General features: G+C 37.8%; 27 protein-coding genes. 10 read left to right on the top strand and 17 right to left on the bottom strand.

What is annotated here, in order from left to right:
• Positions 1 to 113: 113 nt before the first annotated feature.
• Positions 114 to 1,067, bottom strand: a complete 954-nt coding sequence (locus tag FCI53_RS05370; RefSeq protein ID WP_138416608.1) for a helix-turn-helix transcriptional regulator — start codon at positions 1,065 to 1,067, stop codon at positions 114 to 116.
• Positions 1,068 to 1,285: 218 nt separating this feature from the next.
• Between FCI53_RS05370 and FCI53_RS05365 the strand changes: the two genes are divergently transcribed.
• Positions 1,286 to 1,513, top strand: a complete 228-nt coding sequence (locus FCI53_RS05365; protein WP_138416606.1) for a group-specific protein — start codon at positions 1,286 to 1,288, stop codon at positions 1,511 to 1,513.
• Positions 1,514 to 1,612: 99 nt separating this feature from the next.
• Here the strand turns inward: FCI53_RS05365 and argH are convergent, their stop codons facing one another.
• A complete protein-coding gene (gene argH / locus FCI53_RS05360) occupies positions 1,613 to 3,040 on the bottom strand; it encodes an argininosuccinate lyase (RefSeq protein WP_138416604.1) in 1,428 nt (475 codons plus the stop codon).
• A 228-nt stretch (positions 3,041 to 3,268) separates the two neighbouring features.
• Between argH and FCI53_RS05350 the strand changes: the two genes are divergently transcribed.
• The 5 genes from FCI53_RS05350 to FCI53_RS05330 all read left to right on the top strand — a co-directional run bounded on the left by FCI53_RS05350 (position 3,269) and on the right by FCI53_RS05330 (position 10,344).
• Positions 3,269 to 4,447 carry an ROK family transcriptional regulator gene (locus tag FCI53_RS05350; protein ID WP_342774178.1) on the top strand — a complete coding sequence of 393 codons (1,179 nt, stop codon included), beginning with the start codon at positions 3,269 to 3,271 and terminating at the stop codon, positions 4,445 to 4,447.
• 56 nt (positions 4,448 to 4,503) lie between these two features.
• On the top strand, positions 4,504 to 5,850 hold the full coding sequence (locus FCI53_RS05345) for a sugar ABC transporter substrate-binding protein (RefSeq protein ID WP_246050023.1): 1,347 nt from the start codon (positions 4,504 to 4,506) through the stop codon (positions 5,848 to 5,850).
• Between the two features lie 60 nt (positions 5,851 to 5,910).
• Complete coding sequence (locus tag FCI53_RS05340) at positions 5,911 to 6,885, top strand: carbohydrate ABC transporter permease (protein WP_246050022.1); 975 nt, start codon at positions 5,911 to 5,913, stop codon at positions 6,883 to 6,885.
• A gap of 19 nt (positions 6,886 to 6,904) precedes the next feature.
• The gene (locus tag FCI53_RS05335; protein WP_246050021.1) at positions 6,905 to 7,714 is read left to right on the top strand and encodes a carbohydrate ABC transporter permease; all 810 of its coding nucleotides are present in this window, start codon (positions 6,905 to 6,907) and stop codon (positions 7,712 to 7,714) included.
• A gap of 110 nt (positions 7,715 to 7,824) precedes the next feature.
• Complete coding sequence (locus FCI53_RS05330; RefSeq protein ID WP_246050020.1) at positions 7,825 to 10,344, top strand: PIG-L family deacetylase; 2,520 nt, start codon at positions 7,825 to 7,827, stop codon at positions 10,342 to 10,344.
• 118 nt (positions 10,345 to 10,462) lie between these two features.
• Here the strand turns inward: FCI53_RS05330 and FCI53_RS05325 are convergent, their stop codons facing one another.
• Positions 10,463 to 11,077, bottom strand: a complete 615-nt coding sequence (locus FCI53_RS05325) for an HAD family hydrolase (RefSeq protein ID WP_138416598.1) — start codon at positions 11,075 to 11,077, stop codon at positions 10,463 to 10,465.
• 129 nt (positions 11,078 to 11,206) lie between these two features.
• Between FCI53_RS05325 and FCI53_RS05320 the strand changes: the two genes are divergently transcribed.
• Positions 11,207 to 12,406 (top strand): AraC family transcriptional regulator, encoded by a 1,200-nt coding sequence (locus tag FCI53_RS05320; protein WP_138416596.1) that lies wholly within the window; start codon positions 11,207 to 11,209, stop codon positions 12,404 to 12,406.
• 704 nt (positions 12,407 to 13,110) lie between these two features.
• Here the strand turns inward: FCI53_RS05320 and FCI53_RS05315 are convergent.
• The 5 genes from FCI53_RS05315 to FCI53_RS05295 form a co-directional block, all read right to left on the bottom strand.
• Positions 13,111 to 13,428, bottom strand: coding sequence for a hypothetical protein (locus tag FCI53_RS05315; RefSeq protein ID WP_138416594.1), 318 nt, complete (start codon positions 13,426 to 13,428; stop codon positions 13,111 to 13,113).
• Positions 13,429 to 13,620: 192 nt separating this feature from the next.
• Positions 13,621 to 14,673 carry a S1 family peptidase gene (locus FCI53_RS05310; protein ID WP_138416592.1) on the bottom strand — a complete coding sequence of 351 codons (1,053 nt, stop codon included), beginning with the start codon at positions 14,671 to 14,673 and terminating at the stop codon, positions 13,621 to 13,623.
• Positions 14,674 to 15,064: 391 nt separating this feature from the next.
• The gene (locus FCI53_RS05305; protein WP_138416590.1) at positions 15,065 to 16,882 is read right to left on the bottom strand and encodes a DUF3298 and DUF4163 domain-containing protein; all 1,818 of its coding nucleotides are present in this window, start codon (positions 16,880 to 16,882) and stop codon (positions 15,065 to 15,067) included.
• A 115-nt stretch (positions 16,883 to 16,997) separates the two neighbouring features.
• Positions 16,998 to 17,291, bottom strand: a complete 294-nt coding sequence (locus FCI53_RS05300; RefSeq protein ID WP_138416588.1) for a hypothetical protein — start codon at positions 17,289 to 17,291, stop codon at positions 16,998 to 17,000.
• A 117-nt stretch (positions 17,292 to 17,408) separates the two neighbouring features.
• On the bottom strand, positions 17,409 to 18,680 hold the full coding sequence (locus FCI53_RS05295; protein WP_138416585.1) for a Bcr/CflA family efflux MFS transporter: 1,272 nt from the start codon (positions 18,678 to 18,680) through the stop codon (positions 17,409 to 17,411).
• 109 nt (positions 18,681 to 18,789) lie between these two features.
• On the opposite strand from FCI53_RS05295, the gene FCI53_RS05290 reads away from it, so the two are divergent.
• Complete coding sequence (locus FCI53_RS05290) at positions 18,790 to 19,200, top strand: VWA-like domain-containing protein (protein WP_138416583.1); 411 nt, start codon at positions 18,790 to 18,792, stop codon at positions 19,198 to 19,200.
• A gap of 124 nt (positions 19,201 to 19,324) precedes the next feature.
• On the opposite strand, the gene FCI53_RS05285 is transcribed toward FCI53_RS05290, so the two are convergent.
• The 7 genes from FCI53_RS05285 to FCI53_RS05255 all read right to left on the bottom strand — a co-directional run bounded on the left by FCI53_RS05285 (position 19,325) and on the right by FCI53_RS05255 (position 23,498).
• On the bottom strand, positions 19,325 to 20,488 hold the full coding sequence (locus FCI53_RS05285; protein ID WP_138416581.1) for an iron-containing alcohol dehydrogenase: 1,164 nt from the start codon (positions 20,486 to 20,488) through the stop codon (positions 19,325 to 19,327).
• A gap of 151 nt (positions 20,489 to 20,639) precedes the next feature.
• Complete coding sequence (locus FCI53_RS05280; RefSeq protein ID WP_138416579.1) at positions 20,640 to 20,981, bottom strand: hypothetical protein; 342 nt, start codon at positions 20,979 to 20,981, stop codon at positions 20,640 to 20,642.
• A 120-nt stretch (positions 20,982 to 21,101) separates the two neighbouring features.
• A complete protein-coding gene (locus FCI53_RS05275; protein WP_138416577.1) occupies positions 21,102 to 21,536 on the bottom strand; it encodes a hypothetical protein in 435 nt (144 codons plus the stop codon).
• 336 nt (positions 21,537 to 21,872) lie between these two features.
• Complete coding sequence (locus tag FCI53_RS05270; RefSeq protein ID WP_138416575.1) at positions 21,873 to 22,244, bottom strand: VOC family protein; 372 nt, start codon at positions 22,242 to 22,244, stop codon at positions 21,873 to 21,875.
• Positions 22,245 to 22,299: 55 nt separating this feature from the next.
• Positions 22,300 to 22,539 (bottom strand): hypothetical protein, encoded by a 240-nt coding sequence (locus FCI53_RS05265; RefSeq protein WP_138416573.1) that lies wholly within the window; start codon positions 22,537 to 22,539, stop codon positions 22,300 to 22,302.
• 35 nt (positions 22,540 to 22,574) lie between these two features.
• A complete protein-coding gene (locus FCI53_RS05260; protein WP_138416571.1) occupies positions 22,575 to 23,096 on the bottom strand; it encodes a CBO0543 family protein in 522 nt (173 codons plus the stop codon).
• A 105-nt stretch (positions 23,097 to 23,201) separates the two neighbouring features.
• Entirely contained in the window at positions 23,202 to 23,498 is a 297-nt protein-coding gene (locus FCI53_RS05255) for a hypothetical protein (protein WP_138416569.1), read from the bottom strand.
• A gap of 165 nt (positions 23,499 to 23,663) precedes the next feature.
• Here FCI53_RS05255 and FCI53_RS05250 point away from each other — a divergent pair, with 165 nt between their 5' ends.
• Entirely contained in the window at positions 23,664 to 24,872 is a 1,209-nt protein-coding gene (locus FCI53_RS05250) for a PLL family lectin (protein WP_246050019.1), read from the top strand.
• Between the two features lie 48 nt (positions 24,873 to 24,920).
• Here FCI53_RS05250 and FCI53_RS05245 read toward each other — a convergent pair whose 3' ends face one another.
• Positions 24,921 to 25,835: a phosphatidate cytidylyltransferase gene (locus FCI53_RS05245; RefSeq protein ID WP_138416565.1), complete on the bottom strand. Its 915-nt coding sequence runs from the start codon at positions 25,833 to 25,835 to the stop codon at positions 24,921 to 24,923.
• A 96-nt stretch (positions 25,836 to 25,931) separates the two neighbouring features.
• Here FCI53_RS05245 and FCI53_RS05240 point away from each other — a divergent pair, with 96 nt between their 5' ends.
• Entirely contained in the window at positions 25,932 to 26,486 is a 555-nt protein-coding gene (locus FCI53_RS05240; protein ID WP_138416563.1) for a hypothetical protein, read from the top strand.
• A gap of 64 nt (positions 26,487 to 26,550) precedes the next feature.
• On the opposite strand, the gene FCI53_RS05235 is transcribed toward FCI53_RS05240, so the two are convergent.
• Positions 26,551 to 26,637, bottom strand: an 87-nt coding sequence (locus FCI53_RS05235; protein WP_138417204.1) for an IS3 family transposase, incomplete at its 5' end; no start/stop codon positions are given.

The following is a 26,637-nucleotide window of genomic DNA, read 5'->3' as shown; positions in this document are numbered from 1 at the left end:
CCCAGTATATAAACTTTGGCGTTACCTATAACAACTGTTGTCACTCATAAAGTAGTCATGCAACAACGCCTTTGGTTCATTGTAATGCGTATACTGGAAATATTACTGTCAGATTATTTTTTGTCATATTTTTCTACAATTTTTTGCATCGTTTCCTTAAGCTCATCTCTTAACCATTGCGGATGGATCACTTCTACATTAACTCCCATTCCAAATATCCACTTTTTAACGGATTCTTTTCCATTCATTTCTGCTCGAAATAGAATACTACCGTCATGTTGTTCAGTAATATGTTGATGCTCTCCCCACACAGATTCCTTCACTGTATACGAATATGGAGATTGAATATGTAATTCGACAAAAAAGGAATCTTTAATTAATCCTAATTGGGGTAATTCATTCCGAATATCAAACGACCGTGGGATCATGTAGTTGTCTGGCAAAATTTCTACTTGCTCAATCCTTACTAATTTAAAATTACGTAATTCCTCTCTTAACTCACACCAGCCAACACAATAAAGAAATTCATCATAGTAAACAAACGCATATGGCTGAATCACTCGTTCGGTTTGTTGATTACTAGAAGCTGCCTTATAGGTGATTTTTGCTTTATTCCGCTTGGCAAACGCTTCATATAATGTCGTATAACGATAGGATTCGTTGGCAGCCATCTCGCTATTAACCAAAAATGAATTCGTAAAATAAATATGACGTTGCCTATTTTCCCAATGTTGATGCGCTGCACGCACCTTATCTAAGGCATATTGGAGCTTTTCAAGGTGTTGATCGTGCTTTTTGGCAAATACACTGTTCACAGCCATTTCAATGGATTCCAATTCTTCCGCAGTGAAATTCAAAACGGGAAATAGATGTTTACGCTCAATATAATATCCACCATGTGGGCCACGTTCACTATCCACAAAAACTTGCGCTTTCTCCAATTCATCCCGATAAAAGCGAATCATTCGCTCATCAACCTCTAACTCTTCCGCAAGCTCGCTGATTTTCATTTTTCCTCTAGCCATTAAAAGTTCAATCATCCGCAAACAATTACTAACCTTACTCATATGCACCCTTCTTTCATCCTAGAAAACTATTACACTTTCTAGTTGAGTCTTTAGTATTAATTCTATATCTTCACATAGTTTTCCTGTCGAACTGGGACATGGGGACAGGTTTGTTGTCCCGGCCCTCACTGGGACAAGTGCCCTGTCCCCATGTCCCACTTGATCAAAGAGCGCAAACACTATATAGTCGACTTAAGATACTGTTAAGGAGGGATACTATGGGGAAATGTAATATCGATCATTCGTTAGAAGATGTGAGGCAAAAATTAAATGATCAACAAGCCTTTCTTCCACAAAATTTATATCAAGAAGGAAAAGAGTTTCTAGGAACCAAACCATCACAAGAAGTGTTAAACACCTTCTTTCATTTACTGAAAAAATATGATTTAGTAACAGATGAGGAACGACATCAGCGCGATCAAGAAATCGCTGTTCTTGTTCGTTAGAAATACGAATTATCTCGCACATTGAAAAAGGACAAGTCGTAAAGACCTGCCCTTTTCTATCTATAGATGGGACATGGGGACAGGTTTGTTGTCCCGCACTCACGGGGACAAGTGCCCTGTCCCCGTGTCCCATTTCCTTTTTTCGATCATGGTTTTTACTGTTTGTGGGTTGGTTCCGCCTGTTACTTTTCTTCTTTCTATAAAAACGGCAGGGTCGATAATGGCTTGCCAGTCTTCGCTTTTTAGTTCAACGTCTCCCAACCATTGATTGACAGTTGTGAGCGGCAATTCATACAATTGTTTCTGTGCGCTATCTGCCTTTTTAGCTATGACACTCGCTTTCTTATGTGCCTTTCTAAAAGAAATATTATAGTCACGGGCGAGTACATCCGCTAATTCCGTAATCGTAATCATATGTTCCCTCGCTTGCTTGAATGCACGCTCACGATTAAAATCCATTGTTAGAATCACGGCATGCATTAATCGCAACACTCGAATTGCTTTCCGGTAGCCAGAATAAAGATGTGGTTGTAAGTCATCTTCGGTATCATTTATATCTCCATAAGGGGTGTTATGAATCATGTGAACGACCGCCATCCCTTCAGCTGCAGCGCTACTCGCAATCGCACGGGAATGTTCAATTGAAACAGGATTTCTTTTTTGCGGCATGATACTGCTAATTTGTACATAGGCATCCGAGACTTTGATTAACCCTACTTCTTTAGAAGCCATTCGTAACAGTTCCTGCAACCAACGACCGATATTAGTCATTGTACTCACCAAGGCTTGTGCAGCCTCAATCAGATAATCACCAGTAGCAATGGCATCATAAGAATTTTCAATCAGTCCATCAAATCCGAGTAATTCAACCATTCGCTCCCGATTGATTGGAAACCCAGTTGTCGTGATGGCTGCAGCTCCCATTGGTGATTGATTGACCGTTCGATATGCCTGTTTTAATCTCTCCATATCACGCGCAAGATTATCATGGACCGCTACTAAATAATGTCCAAATGTAGTCGGCTGTGCTGGTTGTGTATGGGTATGTGCTGGCATAACAGAATGTAAATGGTTTTCCGCTTGCGTGAGAATTACTTCATTTAATCGTTCTGCTTCAAGAATCGCCTGTGATATATAGTCTCTAATTACTATTCGGTACATCGCCTCCCCCATATCATTTCTACTTTTGGCGATGTGCATTTTTCCTGCTAGCTCTTCCCCTATTCGCTCACTTATTTTAGATTCGACCAAGAAAAAAAGGTCCTCATATTCAGGGGAATAATGGATCTTGCTTTGGTCCATCTTTTCTACATGGCTAATCCCTTCCGTTATTTTTTTATATTCGTTTTCCGTAATAATTCTTTGCTCCATTAACATGGTCGAATGTGCTTTATGAATGTTGAACATTGCGTCGAATAAGTGTTCTTTTTGGTCATTGAATACCGGTTTTAAAAGTTCCTCCACATAGGTTTTGCCGGGAAATGCGGTACCATCTTGAGCTTGAAACTGCTTTTTAAACCCATCCATTAATAAACACCCCAATGCATTCATATAATCAACTAATTCGTTAATTAGCTTTACTTACCAACATTGTATAGAATGAAACTCACTGTTGTAAAGTTATTTTTAAGAAAATTCATAATATTCTAATTAATTGTTGACGTCCGATAGTTCCCATAGTATTCTAAAATTAAATCAAGTTAGTTAAGTTTACTAACCATGCTTTCATACTAATTCATAAAGGAGTGAAATACTATTACAAGCAGACGCGATTTCCAAATAGATTCCACTTCCATCAAATCCATCAACAAGAAAAAAGTATTAACATACATTCAACATCACCCCGGACACTCTCGTTCAGATATCGCCAAGTCATTAGCAATTAGCAAACCGACTGTTTCAACGCTCATTGATGAACTAATCGAACAAGAATGGATCCATGAACAAGAGAGTCCTAGAGCAAGTCCATCTGGTGGAAGGAAACCATTTCTTCTTTATTTTAATGAGCAAGCTTATTACTTAATTGGAATCGATATCGGTGGGACCACAACAGAAATCGGCATTATGAACTTAGCTGGTACAATCATCGATCAAACAACACTTGCTACCCAAACACACACACATCTTATCGACTCGATCGCCACAACGACCAAAAACTTATTAGAGAACAACAACCTGGATTTCAAGAAGATTTACGGTATAGGGGTTGGTGTGCCAGGGATTACCGATTTTCATAAGGGGATTGTAATCGATGCCCCAAGCCTTGGTTGGAGAAACAAACCGATCAAGGAAGAGCTAGAACAGTTACTCCCCTGCCCTGTTTACCTCGACAATGATGTCAATGTCGCGGCCCTTGGCGAACAATGGAAAGGGACTGGTAAAACGAAACAGAACTTTGTCATGATCACCCTAGGAACCGGAATCGGTTGTGGACTTATTATTAATGGGAATCTTTATCGAGGATTCGCCTATGCCGCCGGTGAAATCGGCTATATGATTACGAATATGGATACTGCCAAAAAGAACTATACGCAAGCTTTTCATGGTTATGGTTTTTTAGACAGCCATGTCGGTGGTCCCTCCATTTCGAGTCGAATGGCAGATATCAATCCTAATGAAGAGCCATTATCCGCCAAAGAAATCTTTCAACTAGCTAATAAAGGGAATCCAAACGCTAAACACGTCGTCAACGAAACGATCTCACACCTCTCTTTTGCCTTAATTAATCTAATTTCCATCCTAAACCCAGCACACATTGTACTTGGCGGAGGAATTTCCAAATCGATGCACCCATATTTACCTTCCATCACTACTACCATACAAAAACATCTACCGATCCAAACAACAATCTCCATTACCAATGTCGAACATGTATCTTTACTAGGTGCCGCTTACTTAGTATTAAGGGAACATAAATCCGTTTTAATCGTTTAAACATGGTTTAAAGTGACATTTTGTCCTTTAAAATAATTTTTATAGGGGGAGTTTTCATGAACAGAAAATGGTATCTCGCATTTCTAGGAGGAATGCTGCTAGTATTTTTGTTAGCAGCATGTAGTGGTAACAGTGACAATTCTGAAAGTGAGACAGATCCGTCAGATGTTGGAGAAGACACAGAGAATACAGAACAATCCAATGATGATGAGGATCAAATCACTTTAGAGTATTGGCAATATTCGTTTGATTCAAAGGTAGATTTAATGGATGAGTTAATTGAAGAATTTGAAGCAGAAAACCCTGGAATTAAGGTGGAACAAACGAATTTTCCATATGATCAATACAATGAACAAGTTGCTGCACAAGTACCCGCTGGTCGAGGTCCAGACGTCATTAATTTATTCTATGGTTGGGTACCAACGTATGTAGATGCTGGCTATCTACAACCATTACCACAAGATGCGTTTCCACATGATCAAATAGAAGACGAATTTTTCCCATTAGTGGAAGCAACGAAAATGGATGGGGAATATTGGACAATTCCAACAGCCGTTCGTACACTTGCTCTATTCTACAATAAAGACCTATTTGAAGAAGCTGGACTTGATCCAAATTCTCCACCAGAGACATGGGATGAATTACAAGATTACGCGGTTGAATTAACGAAGTCGAACAATGGTCGCCTAGAACAATCTGGAATGGCTTGGGAACCTGCACAACAAGGGCATCACTGGCTTCGTGATGGGTTGACACTTCAAGCTGGTGGTCAAGTACTAGGCGATGACCGTAAAGATGTTGTTTGGGGAGATGATCCTGCAGGGTTAGAAGCATTTAAGTATTGGTTAAGTTTCCCAACTGAATTGGAAACATCTGAACAAGGTTTCTACACGGATGACGTTACTGCCTTTGTAACGGAAAAAGCTGCCATGAATGTGGATGGGTCATTCCGTGTTGGTACATTACAATCCGATGCCCCTGACTTAAATTATGCGATTGCACCACTCCCAGGAAAAGATGATCAATCCACAAATGCATCGTTCTGGACAAATGGTATTACGTCACGTGTGGAAGGAGAAAAACTTGAAGCGGCTACAGAGTTTCTTAACTTCTTGACGTCCGAGGATGTTATGGAGAGATGGTTAGACGCTACTGGTGAATTACCTGCAAAAGAAGCGGTAGCGATGCAAGACAAATTTGTTGATGACGACATTTACGGTCCGTTTATCGAATCATTGCCATTTGCGAATGCACACTTCTTCGTTGATGAAACGAGAGAACGTGATCTAGTAATTGATGCAGCTAACCGTGTACTACAAGAAGGCGCTGACCCAGAAGAAGCCTTTAACGAGTTAGTAGAATCGACACAAGAACTATATGACGAATACTGGAGTAGTAAGTAACTCAGTTGCATGGGATCAAGGGGATTCCCTTTGATCCCACTTTCGACAAGGAGGTGCACGATGAAAACCCATCATAACCCATCCAATCAGACAGAAACGAATCAATCTACTACAACAAACAAACCATCCTTGATGACAAAACTTAAAGGAAGTCAAAAACGGCAAAAATATATATTTGTTTACACCTGTTTATTGCTACCCATTCTATTTTATCTTGGCATTCGAATTTTACCAACATTGTTCACCTTTAATGTTGGATTTAGAGACTGGAATTTGCTTTCAAGTGATGCAGCACCATTCGTAGGGATGGATAATTATGTTGCCCTATTTCAAGATGAAGTTTTTATCCGCTCCATTTTTAATACGATTCTATATATCGCCTTAGGGGTAACTGGTCAATTAATGTTTGGGATTATTGTTGCTTTATTATTGCATAAAATTAATCGGTTTGTTGGTCTATTTCGTGTGATTTATTTTATCCCTTATGTGACTAGTATTGTGGCGATCAGTTGGGTGTTTCAATGGATTTTAATGGGAAATGGGATTATCAATGATTTATTCGTAAAAATCGGAATTCCACCACAGCCATTCTTAAATTCACCTGATCAAGCGATTTACGTCATTATTGCGGCGATGATTTGGCAATCGATTGGCTTTCAAATGGTGTTATTTTTGGCAGGTCTTGAAAATATCCCTGAAATGTTATATGAGGCTGCCGATATTGATGGGGCTACCCCATGGCAAAAGTTTTGGCGTGTTACGGTACCATTGCTCAATCCAACCATTGTCTTCTCTGCTGTGATTGGTACGATCAATTTTATTCAGATTTCATTTACTCAAGTCGTAAATATGAGTGTCGATGGATCTGGTGGCCCATTAAATTCAACCCTATCAATTGTTGTCTATATTTATCAATTAGCCTTCCGACAATTTGATATGGGATTAGCTTCCGCTGCAACCGTCATTTTATTTTTATTTATCTTGGGATTAACACTCTTCCAAATGAAAGTGCTAACAAAGAAATTCGATTATTAGTAAAAAGGGGGGACAGTGGTTGAAACGATCAAAATTATGGCCATACTTACTATTGATCATTGGTGCCGTCGTCATGGTATTTCCATTTGTTTGGATGCTCTCTACTTCATTAAAAGCACCAATGGATATTTTTAATTTAAATATTATACCTGAGTCACCAACCTTAGAAAATTACAAACATATATTTGAAGAAAGCTTGTTTTTAAGATGGTTTTTAAACAGTATTATCATCGCTATTATTACGACGATTAGTGTGTTATTTTTTGATACGCTTGTTGGTTACATTATTGCCAAGTTTTCCTTTGTTGGTCGTACTGTGCTATTTATCATGATTTTAAGTACATTAATGGTTCCAACTGAAATGCTTATTATCCCTTGGTACATGATGAGTTCTGACTTCGGTTGGACAGATACGTATTGGGGCATTTTATTTCCAGGATTGATGACTGGTTTTGGTGTGTTTTTAATGCGTCAATTTATGGAAAAAATTCCTGATGACCTAATAAACGCGGCTCGAATTGATGGAATGAATGAATTTGCTATTTTCTTTAAAGTAGCCATTCCACAAGTATGGCCTGCCATTTCTGCTTTAGGGATCTTCACGTTTTTAAGTAACTGGAATGCATTTCTATGGCCATTAATCGTGATAGAATCATCGGGTCTAAGAACACTACCTGTTGGTCTATCCTTCTTTTCCTCTGGTGAAGCCGAATCCAAATGGCATTTAATTATGACAGGGGCAACCATTTCCGTCATCCCGTTAATTCTTGTTTTCATTCTATTACAGCGTCATATTATTAAAGGGATTACGTTGACGGGTATGAAATAAATAGTCATCAGTAAAATGTTTCTTTTAGGAGGTGATTCATGAAAGAACCCAACAGTATAAGTTACTCCTAGCTTCTGATGTTTAACAACTTTGAAAGGAGATTTTCCATAGTGACAAAACGTTTAAAAATCTTTATGGTTGCAATGTTGATCCTTCCATTGCTCCTCCCTTCTGTTACGTTTGGCCAAGAAAGTAAGGAAGAAAACGGACATAATGAAGAACTTTGGAGTGCTGTGAAACCTTTAAGTACCATAACAAGTTTTCTTAATACTGGGGCACATCCTGATGATGAGCGTAGTCACCTATTAGCCTACTTATCAAGAGGATTAGGTGTGCATACTGCTAGTTTAATTGCCAATCGTGGCGAAGGTGGCCAAAATGAGATTGGAGAGGAATTAGGAAATGCACTAGGCATTATTCGGTCACGTGAAATGATTGAGGCTTCAGAAGTCACAGGTGTGGAAGCTTTTCATTTAAGTGAAACCACTAGTGATCCAATTTATGACTTTGGTTTTTCTAAATCACCTGATGATACACTAAATATTTGGGGTGAAGACGTTACCTATGAACGTTTCATCAGACTTATTCGCCAATTTAAGCCTGATATCGTCATGCCAGCTTTTCTTGATGTAGAAAGTCAGCACGGACACCACCGCGCCATTACTCAGCTTAGTCTCAAAGCTTTCGAGGATGCTGCAGATCCAGATGTATTCCCTCAACACTCAGAAATTGGTCTTGATCCATGGCAAATCAAAAAGATCTATCTACCGGTTGACGAAGAAGAGGCAACGATCGGTTTTGAAATCGGTGATTATGATCCCGTTTATGACATGACCTATCCACAACTTGGTGAAGAATCCCGCTACCTTCACAAAAGTCAAGGGATGGGAAATGATATCGAACCAGGCTCCCAAATGCAATACCTGCAACTAGCGGAATCTGTTGTTGGGGATCAAACAGATGAACAATCGATCTTTCAAGGGTTACACTATGACTTTTATCAATATGCAGCAGATCTTTCCAAATCCGATAATAAAATAAAAGGACACTTGCAAAATCTCCAGAAACAACTTAATCAGGTCATTAAAGCATATCCAGATTCTGATACTGTTCTAGAAGAGGCGCATCAGGCGCTAAAACAAGTACGAAAAACAAAGGAAAGAGTAGAATCCTTTACATTTGATGAAGTTGATAAAAATGATTTACTTCATCGATTGGATATAAAAGAAGAGCAATTAACGGAGGTAAGCCAGGTTGCCTCACAATTGGATGTGACAACGACAGTAGCTAAACCGACGTTAACACAAGGGGATCAGACATCCGTAACAGTAGAATTAGAAAATCATGGCCAAACCGACTTAACTGATGTCTCAGTAGATTTAAATGCTCCAAGAGATTGGGACGTTTCAAATGCTACTAACGTAGATACGTTGGATTCAGGTGCAACAACTTCCGTGGAGTTTGATGTCGGTGTAGCTGATGCTGCTGACTTTTACGATCCATATGCAGAAGATACCATTTCCGCACAAGTCACCTACCAGGTTGATAACGAATCCATCACGTTTGTTGATACAACTGAAGAAACGACCGCTGTCCTTCCTGAAGTCGGTTTAAAGGCGAATCCAGGGTCACTAGCAATTAATACTGCTAAAGACCAAGAAGAGATTGAAATCGATGTTGAAGTGACGAATAATACCAACGATAATTTAACTACTGATATTGGTCTACAAGTTCCTGACGGGTGGGAAAATGTAGACAGTAAAACAGTGAGCTTAGGCACGGAAGATGGAGAGACAACTGTTACATTTAACCTCACCCCACCTGAAGGCATCGATCATAACAGTTCCTTAAACATTACACCAGTCGCTACTGTAGATGAAAAACAATTATCTACTAGTATTCAAGTGATTTCCTATGACCATATCGGTACCTTTTATTATTTAACAGATGCAAGTATTGACGTATCCGCCTTTGATCTTCAATTTGATGACGACCTACGAGTTGGCTATGTCGAATCGGGGTTTGATACCGTTGCCGACAGTCTTACAGAAGTAGGAATGGATGTCACAAAGATTGAAGACTTTGGTAGTGCAGACCTTTCTAATTACGATACAGTTGTCGTCGGTATTCGTGCCTATTTATCAAGAGAAGATTTACTAGAGCATAATGATCGACTATTAGAATTTGCTGAAAATGGTGGGAACGTTGTTGTACAATATCATAAACCTTGGGACAATTGGGATTCTGAAACAACGGCTCCATACCCACTAACATTAGGTGAACCATCGATCGAATGGCGGGTTACCGATGAAGATTCTGACTACGAAATCTTACAACCTGAACATCCATTGTTCAATCAACCAAATGAAATAACAGAAAATGACTGGTCGGGTTGGATTCAAGATCGTGGCCTTTATTACCCAATGGAGTGGGATAACCAATACGAAACACTCTTAACTATGACAGACCTTGATGGGGATACGTTTGAATCTGGTATTCTAGTAACAGATTATGGTGAAGGCTCGTACATTTATTCGAACCTTGTTTGGTATCGTCAAATACAAGGGCTTGTTCCAGGTGGATACCGCACCTTCACAAACCTCATTAGTTATGATGGATCACAAGAATAGCCATCTATATCAAAAAACGCCTTATCCATCAAATGGATAAGGCGTTTTTCTGGGACATGGGGACAGGTTTGTTGTCCCACACTTCACTGGGACAAGTGCCCTGTCCCCATGTCCCATTTCAAATGATTTCGGGTAACGCATTAAATTGATCAATCACGTAGTCATACTGTTTTACTTCCCCAAATCCATATTTTGCATAAACAAATGGAATTCCGGCAAATGTTGCTGCTTTTTGATCACCATCCGTGTCCCCAACATAGATAGGATTGGTTAATTGATTTCGGTCGATCACGAGTTGAATATTCTCTCCTTTTGAAAGCCCTGTTCTACCTGGATGCTCGTAATCGATGAAGTAGCTCCCAAGTTGATGATAAGCAAAGAACGCCTCAATATACCCGTCCTGACAATTACTTACGATAAAGAGCTTATATTTTTCCGACAAGGTCTCAAGCACCTTCTCTACTTGTGGGTAGAGCTTACCACCTTGTTTCCTTAAATAACCATTTTCCAATTCACCGCATTTCTCTAGAATTTGTTCCCGCTTCTGTTGGTCTATATTAGGTAACAGTTTCATTGCTACTTCATCAAATGGCAACCCCATTGTTTTTTGTAAATCATCCACTGAAATTTGTTTATTGATTTGTTTTTGCTTGAGGACATGGTTCCACGCATCTGCTACCGCTTGTCTTGAATCCCATAACGTTCCATCTAAATCAAATATAACACTGTCCATACAAACGCTCCTTGTTCAACATATACTCCCTTAACAATACCACATTTTGTAAAACAGTTGGAAATTCTGGTTACTTAAACATTCTGATAGTATATAATAGTAGACAGTTACAACAATGGAGGAGAAATTATGCAAAATCAAGATCTAATCGAGTTAACAAAAGAACTAGTAAATGGACTATTTTCTGTTCAAGTAGCTTGTATCGAGTGGAATCAAAGCAGTTTTCAATCCCATTACAAACAACAATTACCTCCTTTTCTAACGACGCAACAAAAAGACAAGATGGCAGAAAGAATCACTACTCTTCCACCTAATTTATCGGTTGGCCATTATAAAGATTCTTTGTCAATGAACTATGTTACTTTTTCCTGTGATCAGGACCAGTTGGTTGTACTTGGTCCGTACAAAGTGCAGCGAGTCAGCCAAGAGACGGTACAAGACAGTCAGTCCCTGCCCTCTCATTCCTTGCCAATTTATACGTACTTAGAAACAATCCCAATCTGTCAGACAACCGATTTAATCTTTTTTGCGCAAACAATTATTCGTAAAGTAGCGAAGACTGAAACAGATTATCCCGTTGTTTACTATCATTTAGAAAATATAATGGATATACCCAAAGATGACCGACAACAAGATGAGATCGAGTCACTTATACCTCTTTTGGAACAACGATATGATTTAAATAATAGATTATTACTAGAAGTACAGTATGGTAACGTGGTCAAAGCAAAACAACACTTTCAATTACTAAGAGAACAACTCAAAGTCATTAAGCGCAACAAAAGTCCGATTCGGAATAAAAAGAATCTAGCATTCGTATTCAATACCTTGTTGCGATTATCTGTGGAACAAGCGAGTGTACATCCATACTATATTGACAAAATTTCTTCCCACTTCGCAACACGGATTGAATCTTCAACAAGTGTGCAAGCCATAGAGGAATTAGAATTTAAAATGGTAGATGACTATTGTCGCCTCGTTCAGCAATATAGTTTAAAAGACTACGCCCCCATTATTCGTAAAGTCATAAACTACATACAAATCCATTTGAGTGATGAACTTACACTTGAGCAATTAGCGGAATATGCGAATGTTAGCACCTCACACTTATCACGATTATTTAATAAAGAAGTACATGAATCGATTCCAAACTATATCAATCGACTACGCGCTATTAAAGCCGCTGAACTTCTTCAATTTAGTCAACAACCGATCCAAGAGGTTGGCGAATATGTCGGATTTTATGATATCAATTACTTTACTAAAATATTTAAAAAGTATTATCATGTTCCACCTGTTCAATACAGAAAAGAACATTCGTATCAATAATTAAAATGTTGTTTTAAATTAGTAGATTGTGTGTTGCCTGCCTTGCTAAAGATTTAAGTAATTATTCCATTCTGGTGAAGAGCAACGAACAACGCAATGAGTTAGTGATATAAAGACTTTAGTAAACCGAAAAAAACGCAGAGGATTTGCCTCTGCGTTTTTTCGGTTTTTTTGACTAGCATGAAACAAATGACGTTGATATATACCCTAAATTTCCTATTTAAAAACCGAACGAGTTATAACTAATATCCTTTTACCAACTTCTATCTTTTTTTCGTTTGTATAACAAAGACCGTCCCCCACGGTCCCCCCATATTGTCCGAGGACATAAATATTTGTACAAAAATGACAAAAAAGTATGTACATTCATCTTTTTAGTAATGAATGCGACAAAAAAGTATGTACAAATGAATCTTTCTGGATGTGATATATCACAATTTCCATCGACATTTCGCCTATATTCTCCATGCCGAACTTTTCAACTAATGAATATTACTTTTATTGAACTACAATGACAATTTGTTACAATTACTGAAAATTATTTATGTAAAAATGCAAGAACATCCATCTTTTTCATAAGTCGAACAATATGGTAAGCATTAGATTCACGCTTACCATATTGATTAAAGTGTATGGAACTTTTTAATAATAAAGTTAATGCATAGATTATCGTGTATGATACATTACAAAGTGTAATTAATTTCCTAACGTTGAATTTCAATCTTTTCAAGAAGATAGTATCCATTAATATCTGGTGGATCACCAAATGTAATTTTCACTTTTTCCCCTCTATCTAATTCTTTAATTTTTCCCCATTCCTCAGAAGTGGTTTGTAATTTAATAATTTCTCCATTTACTTTTACTTCAAATCTAAAAATATTATTATCAATTATTCCAACATATTCGCCAACTTCGGTATTAATAGTTACTTTTCCTATGTCCGTATTATTTTTATCTTCGCTACAACCAAATAAAACGAATGCTAGTAGAAGTAATGATAGGACTAAACTACTTTTTTTCATTGTTAACTCCCCTCTCCATTAATCGTATTGTCAAGGCTTTATATAAAAAATTGGTTATTAAATCCTATATTAGAGGGCTGTATAAGCAATAAAATACCACCTCTAAATTCTATAGATTATTGAGGATACCTCAACACCCAACAACCAAGAAAGGAAGTGACGTTTGGTACCCTCTAATTATTACATATTTTGTTACATTGGATTTTTTGTATCACTCGTATATAAGCTTAAACCATACTTATCTCTTACCTCCACCCATGGGGTAAAATATGATTCACTTGAATGGTAAATAGGATCACCACTCGAAGTTTTACCTACATAAATATCTTTTGAACCACCTTGATGGATTCCAACAAGTCGGAAAGGCAGACTTTGTGTATGCCAGGCTCCTCCACTATCTCCACCCCCAGATAAAATAGATCCGTCTCCACTTACGACCGAAGTGACAATCCCAGTGTTAAATAAACCTGCTTGTCTTCTAGCAACAGTAACCTCCCCACATGTTCGGTTTGTGGTAATACCAACTTTACAAACTCTTAGACCTTCTTTTTGTACAAAAGAACCTTCTAATATACTATCGTAACCTGTTGAAGTATCTCCAGTATTAGAATACAATCCATTGGAAGCATACCGAGATATTGGTGAACCACTGACATCTATTAATAAGAAGTCATAATCACTTTCCGTGGCATCTAAATGTGTAGTTCCTAGCTGTTTGTTCCATTGATGAAATGTGTTTCCGTGATTATTACAGTGTCCTGCTGTTATTACCCATAATTTTGTATCTTTTTGAGCTACACCAGCAGTAGAACAAGTATAGTAAGATCCATCATTTTGATTTATCCTTAATCCAATTCCAGCACCTTGTGAATTCCAATCTTCTGTTCTATCTTTATAAACTTCCTCCTTTCCTTTATATTTTTGTACAATATTTTCATCTATGGTAATCGATAATTTATTACCGAAGGTCTCCTTTATTATTTGTTTGTTTTCTGAAGAAATTGTATCAACAATTAGGTTTAAACTATTTTTTGACGAGACCAAGTCTAATACATAGTTTTCTATATTTAATGAATCTGCGAGTTGAGCAAATTCATTTTGCATCTCAACTAATTCATCAAAAGAATGAGTAATTTCTTCTGCTTCATATTCATTCGGATAAGATTTATTTAATTTGTCAACTATCTTTTCAAGTTTTTCCAATCTTTTTTGATCTTTACTAGATAAGTCCAATTGAAGGACCATTTCTCCACCATTAATCCTAGCATATTTGCTAACGATTCAGAAATGTTTAAAAAAAGACACGATATATTTAATCATCTTGCCGTTTTTATTTAAAAAGGGATCTTATCTAAAACTAGTTTGCCCTAGACGATCTCCTACCATACAATTTCTGTTTTCTTACCATTTCGCTAACTTGTCCCTCCATATTAAAAACGCCTTATTCCACTCCTACAAGGAATAAGGCGTTTATTCATGTTGTTTTCAATAAGTAATCCTAATTGATCTGTCAGTTCTTCCAGAAATGATGAACTTGTTTAGGCAGGGTAAATCAAACGCAGACTTGTCATGGGCAACTCGTGTCTGTGCCCTCGCCCTCACTGACACAATTTATTGTACGAGCATCATCCTGTTCTTACATATCGATGATTGATCGTACATTATCTTTTGGCAAACGAACTTCAATCAATTGCTCCGATGCTTGAGCCTGTTCGTGATAATAGAAAACAGCGTCATCCTCATCAAAATACATTGCGATCTCATCCTTTGGCAATGGGGCTAATTCTCGCTGTTCTACTTGTTCGTTTAACAAAGATAGCAAATCTTGATTATCGGTTAGATCAACTACCGTCACCGATTCACCTGTATCTTGATTAATTGTTAAACTTTGTTGTTCGAAAACCTCTCCTTGTTCTTCTGTATGTGTATTGCCCTTCCAAACAATACTAAAATAGTTGTCATCAACTTGGGAGAGTTGATAATCCATATCCAGGTGTGAATAAGCATCTTTCGTTGTAAATTCTGTTACGTGTTGCTCAATCGCTCTATTGATGGTCTGTTCTAGTTCTTGATCCTCCATGTCATTAACTTGTGGGTAAGCGATTTGTGTATATCCTTGATCCGTACTTAGTTGTTTCGTTTCTCGTTCCCACGAGTCCTCCCAAATTTCATCAACCATATCTTCACTCAACAAATCTTCTAATTGTTTTAATGGTATCGAGAATGTTGGTTCACCTGCAGCCCCTGCGTCAATCTCATATTTTCCAAACGCAAGTACTAAGTTGCCATGTTCGATATAGAAAGACTGATCGTCTGAAATTTTGATTGACTCCGTATCAAAATAGCTATTGCTTTGTTCTTCCGCTTGTTTCTGAATGTTTTCGTTTACTACTTGCTCATAGTCAACTTCTTGTTTGAATAGATCCTCTAATGTTAATATCGATGCGGATGGTATATGTATATTATAATAATCCGTATAGGACATACTTCCAGCCCCACCAGTAAAGGAGAACGTTTCAAGCGCAACCGATACGATCTGTTCGTTTTTTGTAACTTGATAATCGGTATTAAGTTCCATTTGTGGCGGATCCCAATCTGTTTCCGTTGCAGTACGCCATGCGTCTTGCGCTTGTTCTAAGAATTGACTTCGCCGTTCTGTGACATCATCTTGGATTGTCTCATTTATTTGTTTCCAAGTTTGCGTGCCATCTAGCATATTGATCACTGGGATGCGAACATCCATTTTTACATTTTCCGTTTCAAGTTGATTCACTTCTGGGTCTATTTGAAGTTGTTCAGTCTCTGTTACATCATCAACAGGATCTAATGCAATCACTTTGTTCGGAGTTGTTTGAGCTGGTATGCTTCTCGTTGACCTATCATAAAACACCATTAATTCCTTTTCTTGCAAGTCCGCTTTTTCTAGCTGTTCTTGTTGTGGATTCTCAAGGATTGTTGATTCCTCAACGTGTAATTGTAATTCGCCATCCAAACTTAACAAATCTTGATCAAATGGCGCAACCTTTACTTGTGTTTGCTTTGCTTCATCGTGTACGACAATCATTTCTGGTGGAATAACTGCTGGGTAAATCATTGGAATTGGCTTGTGTCGATCATAAAAAACATCAACTTGTTGTCCTATTTGTAAATCTTCTTTCATTAATGATTGGTCCCCCTCACTATCAAGCAGTAAAAAGTCACCACCAATATTGAAGTATGTTTCTGTTTCCTCTTCCAAACCTTCTACCACAATCGACGGCGAAAACGATCCATCTTTTTTTACCTCTGTGATTTCACCTGTCATATGTACATAGTTTGACGCTTCCTCTTCTTCTTGGCTGACTTGCTGCTCATTATCTACTTCTACCTTTTCAGTTCCTATACTGATCGTAGGGATACTGAAACAGCCAACAGTAAGTAATCCAGCCATTGTAACTTGCTTGATTTTTTTCACTTTTCTTCACTCCCCTGTTTCATCTGTTCAACTAATCAGACGATACAAAAGGAAAAAAGTTACAAAAAAACGTCTTATTCCATTCATTAACCGGAATAAGACGTTTTTAGAGAAGCTATGGTTGCACATTATCATTTCCTGCTTCTAAATTATTGACGACTCTTTGGATTTGGTGCTGTGTTTCTTCAACACGTAATTGTGCTTCGAATAGCGGCTCTGTTGATGTGCCACTACCATTAATTGCTTTTCCACGAGCATCTTGGATTTTATGTTGCACATCTTGTAATTCTTGTTGAAGGATTTGCGCTTGCTCGAGGTCCGCATTGTTTTGTGCATGGCGAGCAGCTTCTTCTAAACGTTGCGATACTTCAACAAGTTGTTGAATTTCATGTTCATTTTGGATTGGCATCACGAATTCCTCCCTATCTTTTTTCATCACTATTATTGACAGGAAACCGTGGAAATACTCTTCAAAATAAATTTTATTGACCTTCACCTATGTGAATCGTACGATACTTTTCATGGATTAACTTTCTACTACAACTTTACTTTCATGATGAGGTGACGCTTTTTTCTTCGTTAAAGTAAAAAACGCAATCGAGCCAATAAGAGAAGTAGTAAATAACGCTGCACCCATCGGTATAGCTGATGATTCATTGAGCCCCACTAATGGTGCAAGAATGGAACCAACTACTAACGGTAGCATGCCCAAGAAGGCACTTGCACTTCCGGCGCGATGTGCTTGATGTTTCATTGCCAATGTGAATGTACTTGTTAGAATAATTCCTATTGTAAATAAATGGATAAAAATCGGCAGCACAATCATGGCAAGTGGCCCTTCGATTATGGTCATGGTCAACAATAAGCTATTAGCGGTTAAAGACACGATTACACCTGTACGAAGCAATGTTCGCTCATTTATCATGCCACTCAACCGTCCAACAAGAAAGCTCCCTAAAATAATTCCCAGACCATTAATTCCAAACAAAATACTAAATACTTGTGGCGAAACATTGTAAATCTCTTGATAAACGAATGGCGTACCAGCAACATAAGCAAATGTACCACCTTGTACAAATCCAACGACAAGTGCGTAGCCAATAAAGGAACGATCTACCACAAGCGAGACCATTGTTCGTAACGAATTGCCAATCGAACTTGGCTGTCTTTTCTCTTCTGGTAAGGTTTCTTTTAATTTGAAAATAATTGTAAGTACAATCGCAATCCCTAATAAAAATAAGAAAATAAAGATCGTCTGCCAGTTTGCAAATGGCAACAGTAAAACGGCTCCACCAGAAACTGGTGCAATAATTGGTGCCGTTGCATTGATCACCATTAACAACGCAAAAAATTTCGTTAATGCTTTTCCTGTAAACACATCACGAACAACGGCTCGCGATAACACAATACCTGCAGAGGCCGTAAATCCTTGCAAGAAGCGCGCAAAAATAAGAACCGTAATCGTTGGCGCTAGTGCACAAAGCAAAGAAGCTAGCGCAAATAAACTAATCGAAATGACTAATGGTTTCTTCCTACCTTTGGCATCACTAATCGAACCAACCACCATTTGACCGACTGCAAGCCCAATCAAACATGCAGTTAAACTAAGTTGAACAAGCGATGCGCGAGCACCAAAGTCATTTGCAATTTCAGGAAAACTCGGTAAGTACATATCAATATTAAAAGGTCCCAACATACTTAACATCGCCAGCAAAAACGCCAATCCGATCCGCTGTTTTCCAGTTGGATTATGTAACGTATGATGTTGTTTCTCTTGATGAATCACAAACACCTCCATTTTTATTTTTATTCAAAAAATCCCACTATAGACCAACAATTTAAATGACTAATTCCACAGCTTTTTCAAAATACTAGGAACGTAACTTTATCATGGGGAGCTGAATGGAATGACATGGCAAAAACAACTGTTGAGTATTATTACGAAAGCAAAAGATGAAAATATTGCAGTGGCTGTTGATACGTCTACAGATGAATACCCAATCGACACCATTAAAAACATTATCACGTTATTTAATCAAGTCAAGCAAAAAACACCAATGTTGGTTGCCGATTATAAAATTCGTGAGGTAACTGACACGGAACATGCCGACGATCTTACCTTTAAAACACACGGTAAAGCTTCCTATACTGAGACCTTAGAATGGGCCGAAGAAAACAACATTGACAAGCTCTTTTATATCACAGATGTTACTGGTTATTTTTGGGAAGAGTTAACCATTGATTATGATGTGTTTTGGTTAATTCCAGACAAATTCAAACCACAAGTGCCCTTTGGCAAACGGGTTAACTTAGCATAACTGAACAAAGCTGTGCAGGCATTTAACTTTAGGATTCGCTATACTATATGAAAAAGCCCCCTTCCAAATCATGTTAGGGGGCTACCTGTTACGATAAGGATCCTTATATGTCTGTTAAAACTAGTTACTGTGCTAATTTATAAATTTGATGAACATCTTCAGCATGTAGTTTAACAAAGTTACCTAGTGGACCATTTTCCGTCGCTTTTTTCGCCATTTCTTCGAAGTGTTTGTCATCAATGTTTGCTTCACGTAGAGTTGTTGGCATACCGATTGACTGGAAAAATTGCTCTAATTTCTCAATTCCAGCTAGGGCTGTCTTCTCCAAATTATTTAAGTCAATTTCTACACCCCATACACGATTAGCAAACTGTGCAAACCGGTTCACATCTTGCTGGTAAACGTACTTCATCCATGCTGGGAAAATGATCGCTAATCCGGCACCATGTGTGATATCATAAATACCGCTCAACTCATGCTCAATATCATGACTTCCCCAATCCCCGAGTCTTCCTGTATCAAGTAAGTCATTATGTGCAAGTGTACCCGCCCACATGATCTCTGCTCGCGCATCATAGTTGCTGGGCTCTTCTAACACAACCGGTGCATTATGAATAATTGTTCGTAAGGTAGCCTCGGACAGCCGATCGGTCAACTCAACATTTTGTTCGTTTGTAAAATATCTTTCAAATATATGTGACATCATATCTGTTACACCAGCTGCTGTTTGATAGGCAGGTAATGTATAGGTAAGCTCTGGATTTAAAATAGCAAATTGTGGCCTTAAGGAGATGTGTCCAGTAGCTCGCTTATACAACCCATCTTCATTGGTAATGACTGTACCTGCACTTGATTCACTTCCAGCTGCAGGGATCGTTAACACAACGCCAGTCGGTAAGCTTTCTGAAATCGAAGCTTTGCCTGTGTAAAAGTCCCATACATCACCATCATATTTGACGCCAGCAGCTATTGCTTTCGCTGAATCAATGACACTACCGCCACCAACAGATAAAATAAAATCAATATCATGTTCCTTGCAAAGGCTTACACCTTCACGAACAAGACTAACTCTTGGATTCGGTTTTACTCCTCCTAATTCAAACACTTCAATTCCTTGGGCTTTCAATGATTCGATTACCTTATCGTATAAGCCCGTTTCCTTAATACTTCCACCACCATAATGTAGAAGTAGCTTTTTCCCATAAGGAGCAACTTCTTTTCCTACTACTTGTTCTTGGTCCTTACCGAAAATAATCTTTGTTTTATTATCAAATACAAAATTTCTCATAATTGACTTCCCTCCCGCTCCTATCTTAATCTATTTTTTTACCAAAAAGCAACTAAATACTAGTTTGAAAATGTGTCATTTAATTGACCAGCATATTTTCTCGTTTGCTTCTTCATCATCATGTTAGAAATCGCTGCCAATTCGATTAGGTTTACTCATTGATAACTTTTACTTGCTTAGCAATGATGTCATCTGAATTTTCCATTAAGTTTGTCGGTGAAACCAACGTCACTTCTACTTTGACATAGCCTTTCGTTTTTTCTAAATCTTGCACAGTTATTGGTTGTTGATCATGGTCTACTAGGGATGTTTCGCTAGTTAGTTGTACAGGGCAATCATATCCCCAATCATCCTGTGTATGATTCACTTCATCAGAACAGTCAACAGTGAGTAGTTGATCTTGTATTTTATAGACATTACCTGTAAAAGTCTTTGTGTTTGAACACCCCACCAATAATACCGTTAGCACAACGATTAAGATCGTTTCACGCATGATGCAACACCTCGTTTTCTCAATAGGGATAAGTGTGATTTCCAGTAATTGCTAAATCCCCTTGTTGTCATACCAAGCACACCGAAGTCATGCCTCCTGTTTGACGTTGGTAACGACCTGTTAGACATTTGTAGTTGTCGATTGATGATCAAGTTTCATACTTGTAAGGTTCATAATGAGGATATAAATCGGATAAACAATCAATCCTCCCATTGCCAGAAGACCTGTAACCGGATTAGGATCATCCCCTCGATAAGTTATTGGAAATAAAGATGCGAAAAGATAAACAAAAATTACGAAATAAGGTATCCAAAGAATGACCGACCAAAAGTTAGCCTTTCTCCCATCTAGCCAGTTTTTGTTTAAGAAAAAGAGTAGTACTGTACCAACTACACATTCAATTATGACTATTGCGCCAGTCAGAATATTAACCGTCCCAATTTCCCAGTTTGTGAGTCTGCTAATTCTGTACACATTTATCATAAGTTCTAAGGGAAGAAATGCCATAAAACCGTATAACATACTAACCACTTGTAACTTCAAGAAATAATTCATTCACTATTTCCCCCACCAATAAAATTTAACAGTAAATCACGTTGTCCGTATGTCCGGAAAAATTGAAACAAAATAGTTGTAGAAAAAATACTTTTACCTGTGCTTCATTTTCAAGATCAGTTTACCAGTATTTTTATCGTTTCACAATAAATTGTTATCATTTTTCAAACTAATATTATTCTTTCTAAAATAATACTGGTATGGAGACATTGAAAAATTATAGGGTGTACCAGTTACGATAACTATCCTGATGGTTGCGCTAGGATAAAATAAAGCGCCAAACCTTTCTATCTAAAAGTTAGGCGCCAAAAATTTTTGAGAGCATTCTTATCTAACCTATTCCTCCCACTCTAACAGTTCGATTCTATTTCCAAATGGATCATAGACATAGATTCTATTCGCACCTGGGAGATTATGATCGACAATAAACTCCACTTCATTAGTTGTTAAATGCTGCTTTAATGCCTCCAAATTTTCTACCTCAAAGGCGGGATGGGCTTTTTTTGCTGGTGTAAATGGATCTTCAATACCAATGTGTAATTGGTTAGACCCAAATGTAAACCATACCCCTCCTCGTCTCCTTAACACATCAGGTTTTTCAACTTCCTTAAAACCTAAAATATCAGAATAAAACTTTCTCGCAGTATTTTCAGAATCCTTTGGTGCTGCTAATTGCACATGGTCAATTTTTTTAAAAGAAAAAACCATAGGTATCCCCCCCAAATATAATTGAGTAACTTGCACTGTTACGATGAACATACCGTTAAGAAAAGTTAGTAAAAAGTTCTTTTACAACAACAGAACAAGAAATCAGTGCTGCAACTATATAGATAGATCCTAGCACTCTCTTTTTGTCTTTCATATAGTCTAATGCCCCAAACAAAAATAGGATGGTTAATAACGCAGAAAATATCATTTCTGGAAAATAAAATTGATCAATAAAGAAGTGATAAAACACAATTCCAATCGTTGCTACACCTGTTATTATACGTATAAAATTCACATTCATTTCCTCCAATCAATGGCGATGACCATTCGTTATTTCATTGAAGTAACCGGGATTTGAAAGAGTATTAATAAACTAATGGCAATGATGATAGATAAATAGTACGCTAATAATGATTTTTTGTAATGGAGGCGTACCATTGTGAAAAGCGCAAAATTAAATAATAAACTATGTACAATATTCCAACTAGCAAAATGTTTAAACTCTCCTAATTGTATACTGATCCACTCGAATAGCGTCCAGAAGATAGCCCAAAAACAGACCCAAACCATTTGATCTTGCACCTTTGATGGATACCTTCCCAAATAGACAAGCAACACACTTGGGTAGGCAACCAACATCACTACAAAGTTCATTATCGTGTGGTTTTGCACAAGCAGTGTTGGGCTATGTTCCCATAATGGCCTATGATAAGTTAGAAAATTATAAGCTAAATCACAAGAAATTAAATATAAAATTGAGGATTCATACTTCTTCCAATTCGTCCAATCTCCCCATTTCCATGCAAGCAAAACATCTATAACTAACACCGTAAGCGCAAACACTAGAAACACCTTTTTTCCTTTTTTTTTACTTAGTCTCACCAGTAAACCATGCATCATACTTTACTTAGGCATATAATAAGTGTTCTAGTGAAGTGTGAAGAACAATAATGTACACTATTCGATTGGTTTAAGAATCGTACGCTGCATCGGTACACCACCCATACTTATATTTCTTTCTAGCATCAAATATCTTTTGCCATCAATAATAAACCGACTATACCCTTCATAACTGACGGTATGCCCATCCCTTTCCAACTTTTCCTGAATCGCTAGCATATAGGCACGATGATCAAAATAGCGATCATCAAGATCGAGGACAATATGCCCTTTACGATATCCCATTAACCAATTAAACAAGAAAAAAAGTAATCCTATTAATAATAACGGTAGTATGTAAAAAAATAGATCCATATGCCCCCACGCCTTCATATCGTAATAATATACAAACATTATTTGCTCATTTACAGTTTACACGAAGATCGCTCTGTACGAAATAACCAAACACTTCTGGGCAAGTCCATCGTTCCTATACCTCCCCTTTTTGCATAGGCTAATGAAAAAGCAGGAGGTATGTATATGTATCATTATTTTTATTATGTTCCTCAAACCTATTATCCACACTATGTTCCGATAAACAACTATTATACCCAAGCCTATGTAGATCTGCGTCAGCAACCAAATGTACAGCAAATCTTCCAAACGATTCGCACGCAACATAGTAACCTATATACACAGTTACAACAAGCTGGAATGAATCAACAACTTGTCGACTATATTTTCTATATTCTAATTGACTTTACCATGAGGCAAGCAACTAGCAATCTCACAGCAAACCAAATTTATAATCAGTTCCAGCAACAAGTTCCATGGTTAAATCTTATCTTTAGACAGTTCAATATTGACCAAAGCACTGCAAATCGCGTTTTAACACGAGTGATTCAAATTGTATTATCGATCATCCGAGATGGAGACACTCAACCTGATCAAGGTCGCTGGGAAAACTTAGGTGGCACCTTAACATCAGCTCCAGCTGTTGCTTCTTGGCAACGAAATCGTCTTGACGTTTTCGCGCGCGGGACGAACCAAAGCCTATACCATAAATGGTGGGATGGTCGTCGCTGGAGTGATTGGGAAAACCTAGGCGGAACGTTAACTTCTCCACCTGCTGCTGTTTCTTGGGGACCGAATCGAATTGATGTGTTTGGAAGAGGAACCGACCAAAATTTATATCATAAGTGGTGGGATGGATCCCGTTGGAGTGATTGGGAAAACCTTGGTGGCACGCTAACGAGTGGTCCAGCTGTATCGAGCCGCCGAACTAATCACCTTGATGTTTTTGTACGCGGAACGAATAATCGTCTATATAAAAAAACGTGGAACGGATCGAGCTGGAGCGATTGGGAAAATCTTGGGGGGTCTCTAAACTCAGAGCCTGCAGCAGTCTCTTGGGGACCGAATCGGATTGATGTTTTTGCAAGGGGGCAAAACCGAGATTTAATTCATAAATGGTGGAATGGCCGGACTTGGAGTGATTGGGAAAGCCTTGGCGGTACCTTAACAAGCGCTCCTGCCGTTTCTTCGCGCCGGTCCAATCAGTTGGATGTATTTGTTAGAGGAACAAACAATCGATTGTATAAACGAACATGGAATGGTTCGCGCTGGCAAGACTGGGAAAATCTAGGTGGAACACTGACCTCAGCACCTGCGGCGGTTTCTTGGGGACCAAATCGAGTCGATGTATTTGCAAGAGGCCAGAACCAAAACCTTATCCATTATTTTCTATAACAACGGTAACAAAATGTTCAAGGGGACGATCCAATGTCCCCCTTTCCTTTACATAAAATCAAAAAAGTACCTGATAATGTGAAAAAAAATCGGTGACGTATAGGTTAAACTATCAATCCGACTTAAATAACGCCCTTTAAGCAACTCCCGCTTTTCCACATCGGCAATTAATAAATCACGTTTTAGAACCGAAATAGTTAAGCCTCCCACAAATCCCGCAACACTTATGATGACACCTGATAAGATCCCAAATATTAGATCAAATGGCGTAAGAAAAGGATATAACAGAAAAGATGACACCATCGTCAATAGCAATGCTATAACGAATCCTTCCCACGTCATATACGGATTTGCTGATGGAATGATTTTCCTTTTGCCTATGTACAGTGAAATCAAATAGTGGTATACATCATTTAATTGTGTCAAAACAATGAGAAACAACACTAGGTTCGGACCATATGTCGGCGTAGCAATTTGGTAATAGGCTAAATGACTAAGCCCGAACACCATTAACATTAATCCCCACTGCGTAAAACTCACCGAACGAAGAAATCCTATTGTTCCTTTTCCAATAATACGTGGTAAAGGGAGAAATAAAAACACATAAATCGGTATAAATACAATAAACATCCCATACCAGCCAATTAGTATCCAGTAAAACTGCAATGGAATCATCAAGTAAGACCAAAGGAACAACCGTCGATCCGATTTCCTAGTTTTCATCATCGAGAAATATTCTCTTAAAGCGAAAAAACTGAGCACCATGATAGATAATAGTGAAATCATCGGATTAAATAACGTAGCGAAACAGAAAACAACAAACATTCCCCACCATGTTTTCACCCGCATTTGAATAGTAGAGAAATCTTTGTTCGTTTGATTTTTTTGAGTTAAATAAAATACGACTGTCGCACCTAATAAAGCGAAAAATATAATTGCTAATGTCGATAATGTTTGAACCATATACTCACCCACTTCACGAAAAAACTGCACACAACTTACAGCCTATCATATATAATAAAAAGATGAGACAAAACGAGTAAAAAAGGAATGTTATTAATGAGCCAACCTCACTATGTCTACATAATGCTATCTGACACAGGCACGATGTTTACAAGCATTATTAAGAAATATACGAAAGCACCATATAATCATGCCTCCATTTCATTTGATCCTGAACTTAAGGAAATGTACAGCTTTGGACGAAAAAACCCAAAAAATCCATTACATGGTGGATTTGTTAAAGAAGATATTTTCACAGGAACATATAGTAGATACAAAGAAACAACTTGTGTCATCTATAAACTTCAAGTGACAAACCGAGAAAAACAAAAAATGAAACGAATTTTAGATATTTTCATAAAAAATGATACTAAATTTTTATACAATATACTAGGTGTCATTGGTGTATCATTCAAAGAACCTATTGAGTTTAGTAATGCTTACTTTTGTTCGCAATTTGTTGCTGAAATCTTGCGTCGCTCAGGCATTCAATTATGGGATAAACTTTCCGTGATGGTCACACCTGATGATTTCCGTCAAAATGAACGATTACAATTAATCTATGAAGGGAAACTGTTTAACTTTGGGCCGATTAAAAATCCAAAAAAATAAGGGGGAATTCCTTGTTGCATGGTTTAAACTGGCACCCGTGTCAAGGACACTATGAAAAAAGAGATTAAGCTACTTGAAGATGATTCCTATATTGGATAGGGGTCATCTTTTTTAAGTTCCATTGATATCGATAATTGTTATAGTAAACCAT

The organism is Aquibacillus sediminis (assembly GCF_005870085.1).
GTDB classification, from domain to species: Bacteria; Bacillota; Bacilli; order Bacillales; family Amphibacillaceae; genus Aquibacillus_E; species Aquibacillus_E sediminis.
Note: the sequence above shows the minus strand (reverse complement) of the source record. Positions and strands in the feature narration are given on the sequence as shown.

Coding starts and splice junctions, on each gene's coding strand:
- FCI53_RS05300 (WP_138416588.1), bottom strand. CDS start 17,291: ATGCCAATCCAAAATGAACATGAAATTCAACAACTTGTTGAAGTATCG.
- FCI53_RS05340 (WP_246050022.1), top strand. CDS start 5,911: ATGAAAACCCATCATAACCCATCCAATCAGACAGAAACGAATCAATCT.
- argH (WP_138416604.1), bottom strand. CDS start 3,040: ATGGATGGGTTTAAAAAGCAGTTTCAAGCTCAAGATGGTACCGCATTT.
- FCI53_RS05240 (WP_138416563.1), top strand. CDS start 25,932: ATGAGCCAACCTCACTATGTCTACATAATGCTATCTGACACAGGCACG.
- FCI53_RS05250 (WP_246050019.1), top strand. CDS start 23,664: ATGTATCATTATTTTTATTATGTTCCTCAAACCTATTATCCACACTAT.
- FCI53_RS05245 (WP_138416565.1), bottom strand. CDS start 25,835: ATGGTTCAAACATTATCGACATTAGCAATTATATTTTTCGCTTTATTA.
- FCI53_RS05290 (WP_138416583.1), top strand. CDS start 18,790: ATGACATGGCAAAAACAACTGTTGAGTATTATTACGAAAGCAAAAGAT.
- FCI53_RS05365 (WP_138416606.1), top strand. CDS start 1,286: ATGGGGAAATGTAATATCGATCATTCGTTAGAAGATGTGAGGCAAAAA.
- FCI53_RS05285 (WP_138416581.1), bottom strand. CDS start 20,488: ATGAGAAATTTTGTATTTGATAATAAAACAAAGATTATTTTCGGTAAG.
- FCI53_RS05280 (WP_138416579.1), bottom strand. CDS start 20,981: ATGCGTGAAACGATCTTAATCGTTGTGCTAACGGTATTATTGGTGGGG.
- FCI53_RS05275 (WP_138416577.1), bottom strand. CDS start 21,536: ATGAATTATTTCTTGAAGTTACAAGTGGTTAGTATGTTATACGGTTTT.
- FCI53_RS05310 (WP_138416592.1), bottom strand. CDS start 14,673: ATGGTCCTTCAATTGGACTTATCTAGTAAAGATCAAAAAAGATTGGAA.
- FCI53_RS05295 (WP_138416585.1), bottom strand. CDS start 18,680: ATGGAGGTGTTTGTGATTCATCAAGAGAAACAACATCATACGTTACAT.
- FCI53_RS05315 (WP_138416594.1), bottom strand. CDS start 13,428: ATGAAAAAAAGTAGTTTAGTCCTATCATTACTTCTACTAGCATTCGTT.
- FCI53_RS05370 (WP_138416608.1), bottom strand. CDS start 1,067: ATGAGTAAGGTTAGTAATTGTTTGCGGATGATTGAACTTTTAATGGCT.
- FCI53_RS05255 (WP_138416569.1), bottom strand. CDS start 23,498: ATGGATCTATTTTTTTACATACTACCGTTATTATTAATAGGATTACTT.
- FCI53_RS05270 (WP_138416575.1), bottom strand. CDS start 22,244: ATGGTTTTTTCTTTTAAAAAAATTGACCATGTGCAATTAGCAGCACCA.
- FCI53_RS05345 (WP_246050023.1), top strand. CDS start 4,504: ATGAACAGAAAATGGTATCTCGCATTTCTAGGAGGAATGCTGCTAGTA.
- FCI53_RS05325 (WP_138416598.1), bottom strand. CDS start 11,077: ATGGACAGTGTTATATTTGATTTAGATGGAACGTTATGGGATTCAAGA.
- FCI53_RS05320 (WP_138416596.1), top strand. CDS start 11,207: ATGCAAAATCAAGATCTAATCGAGTTAACAAAAGAACTAGTAAATGGA.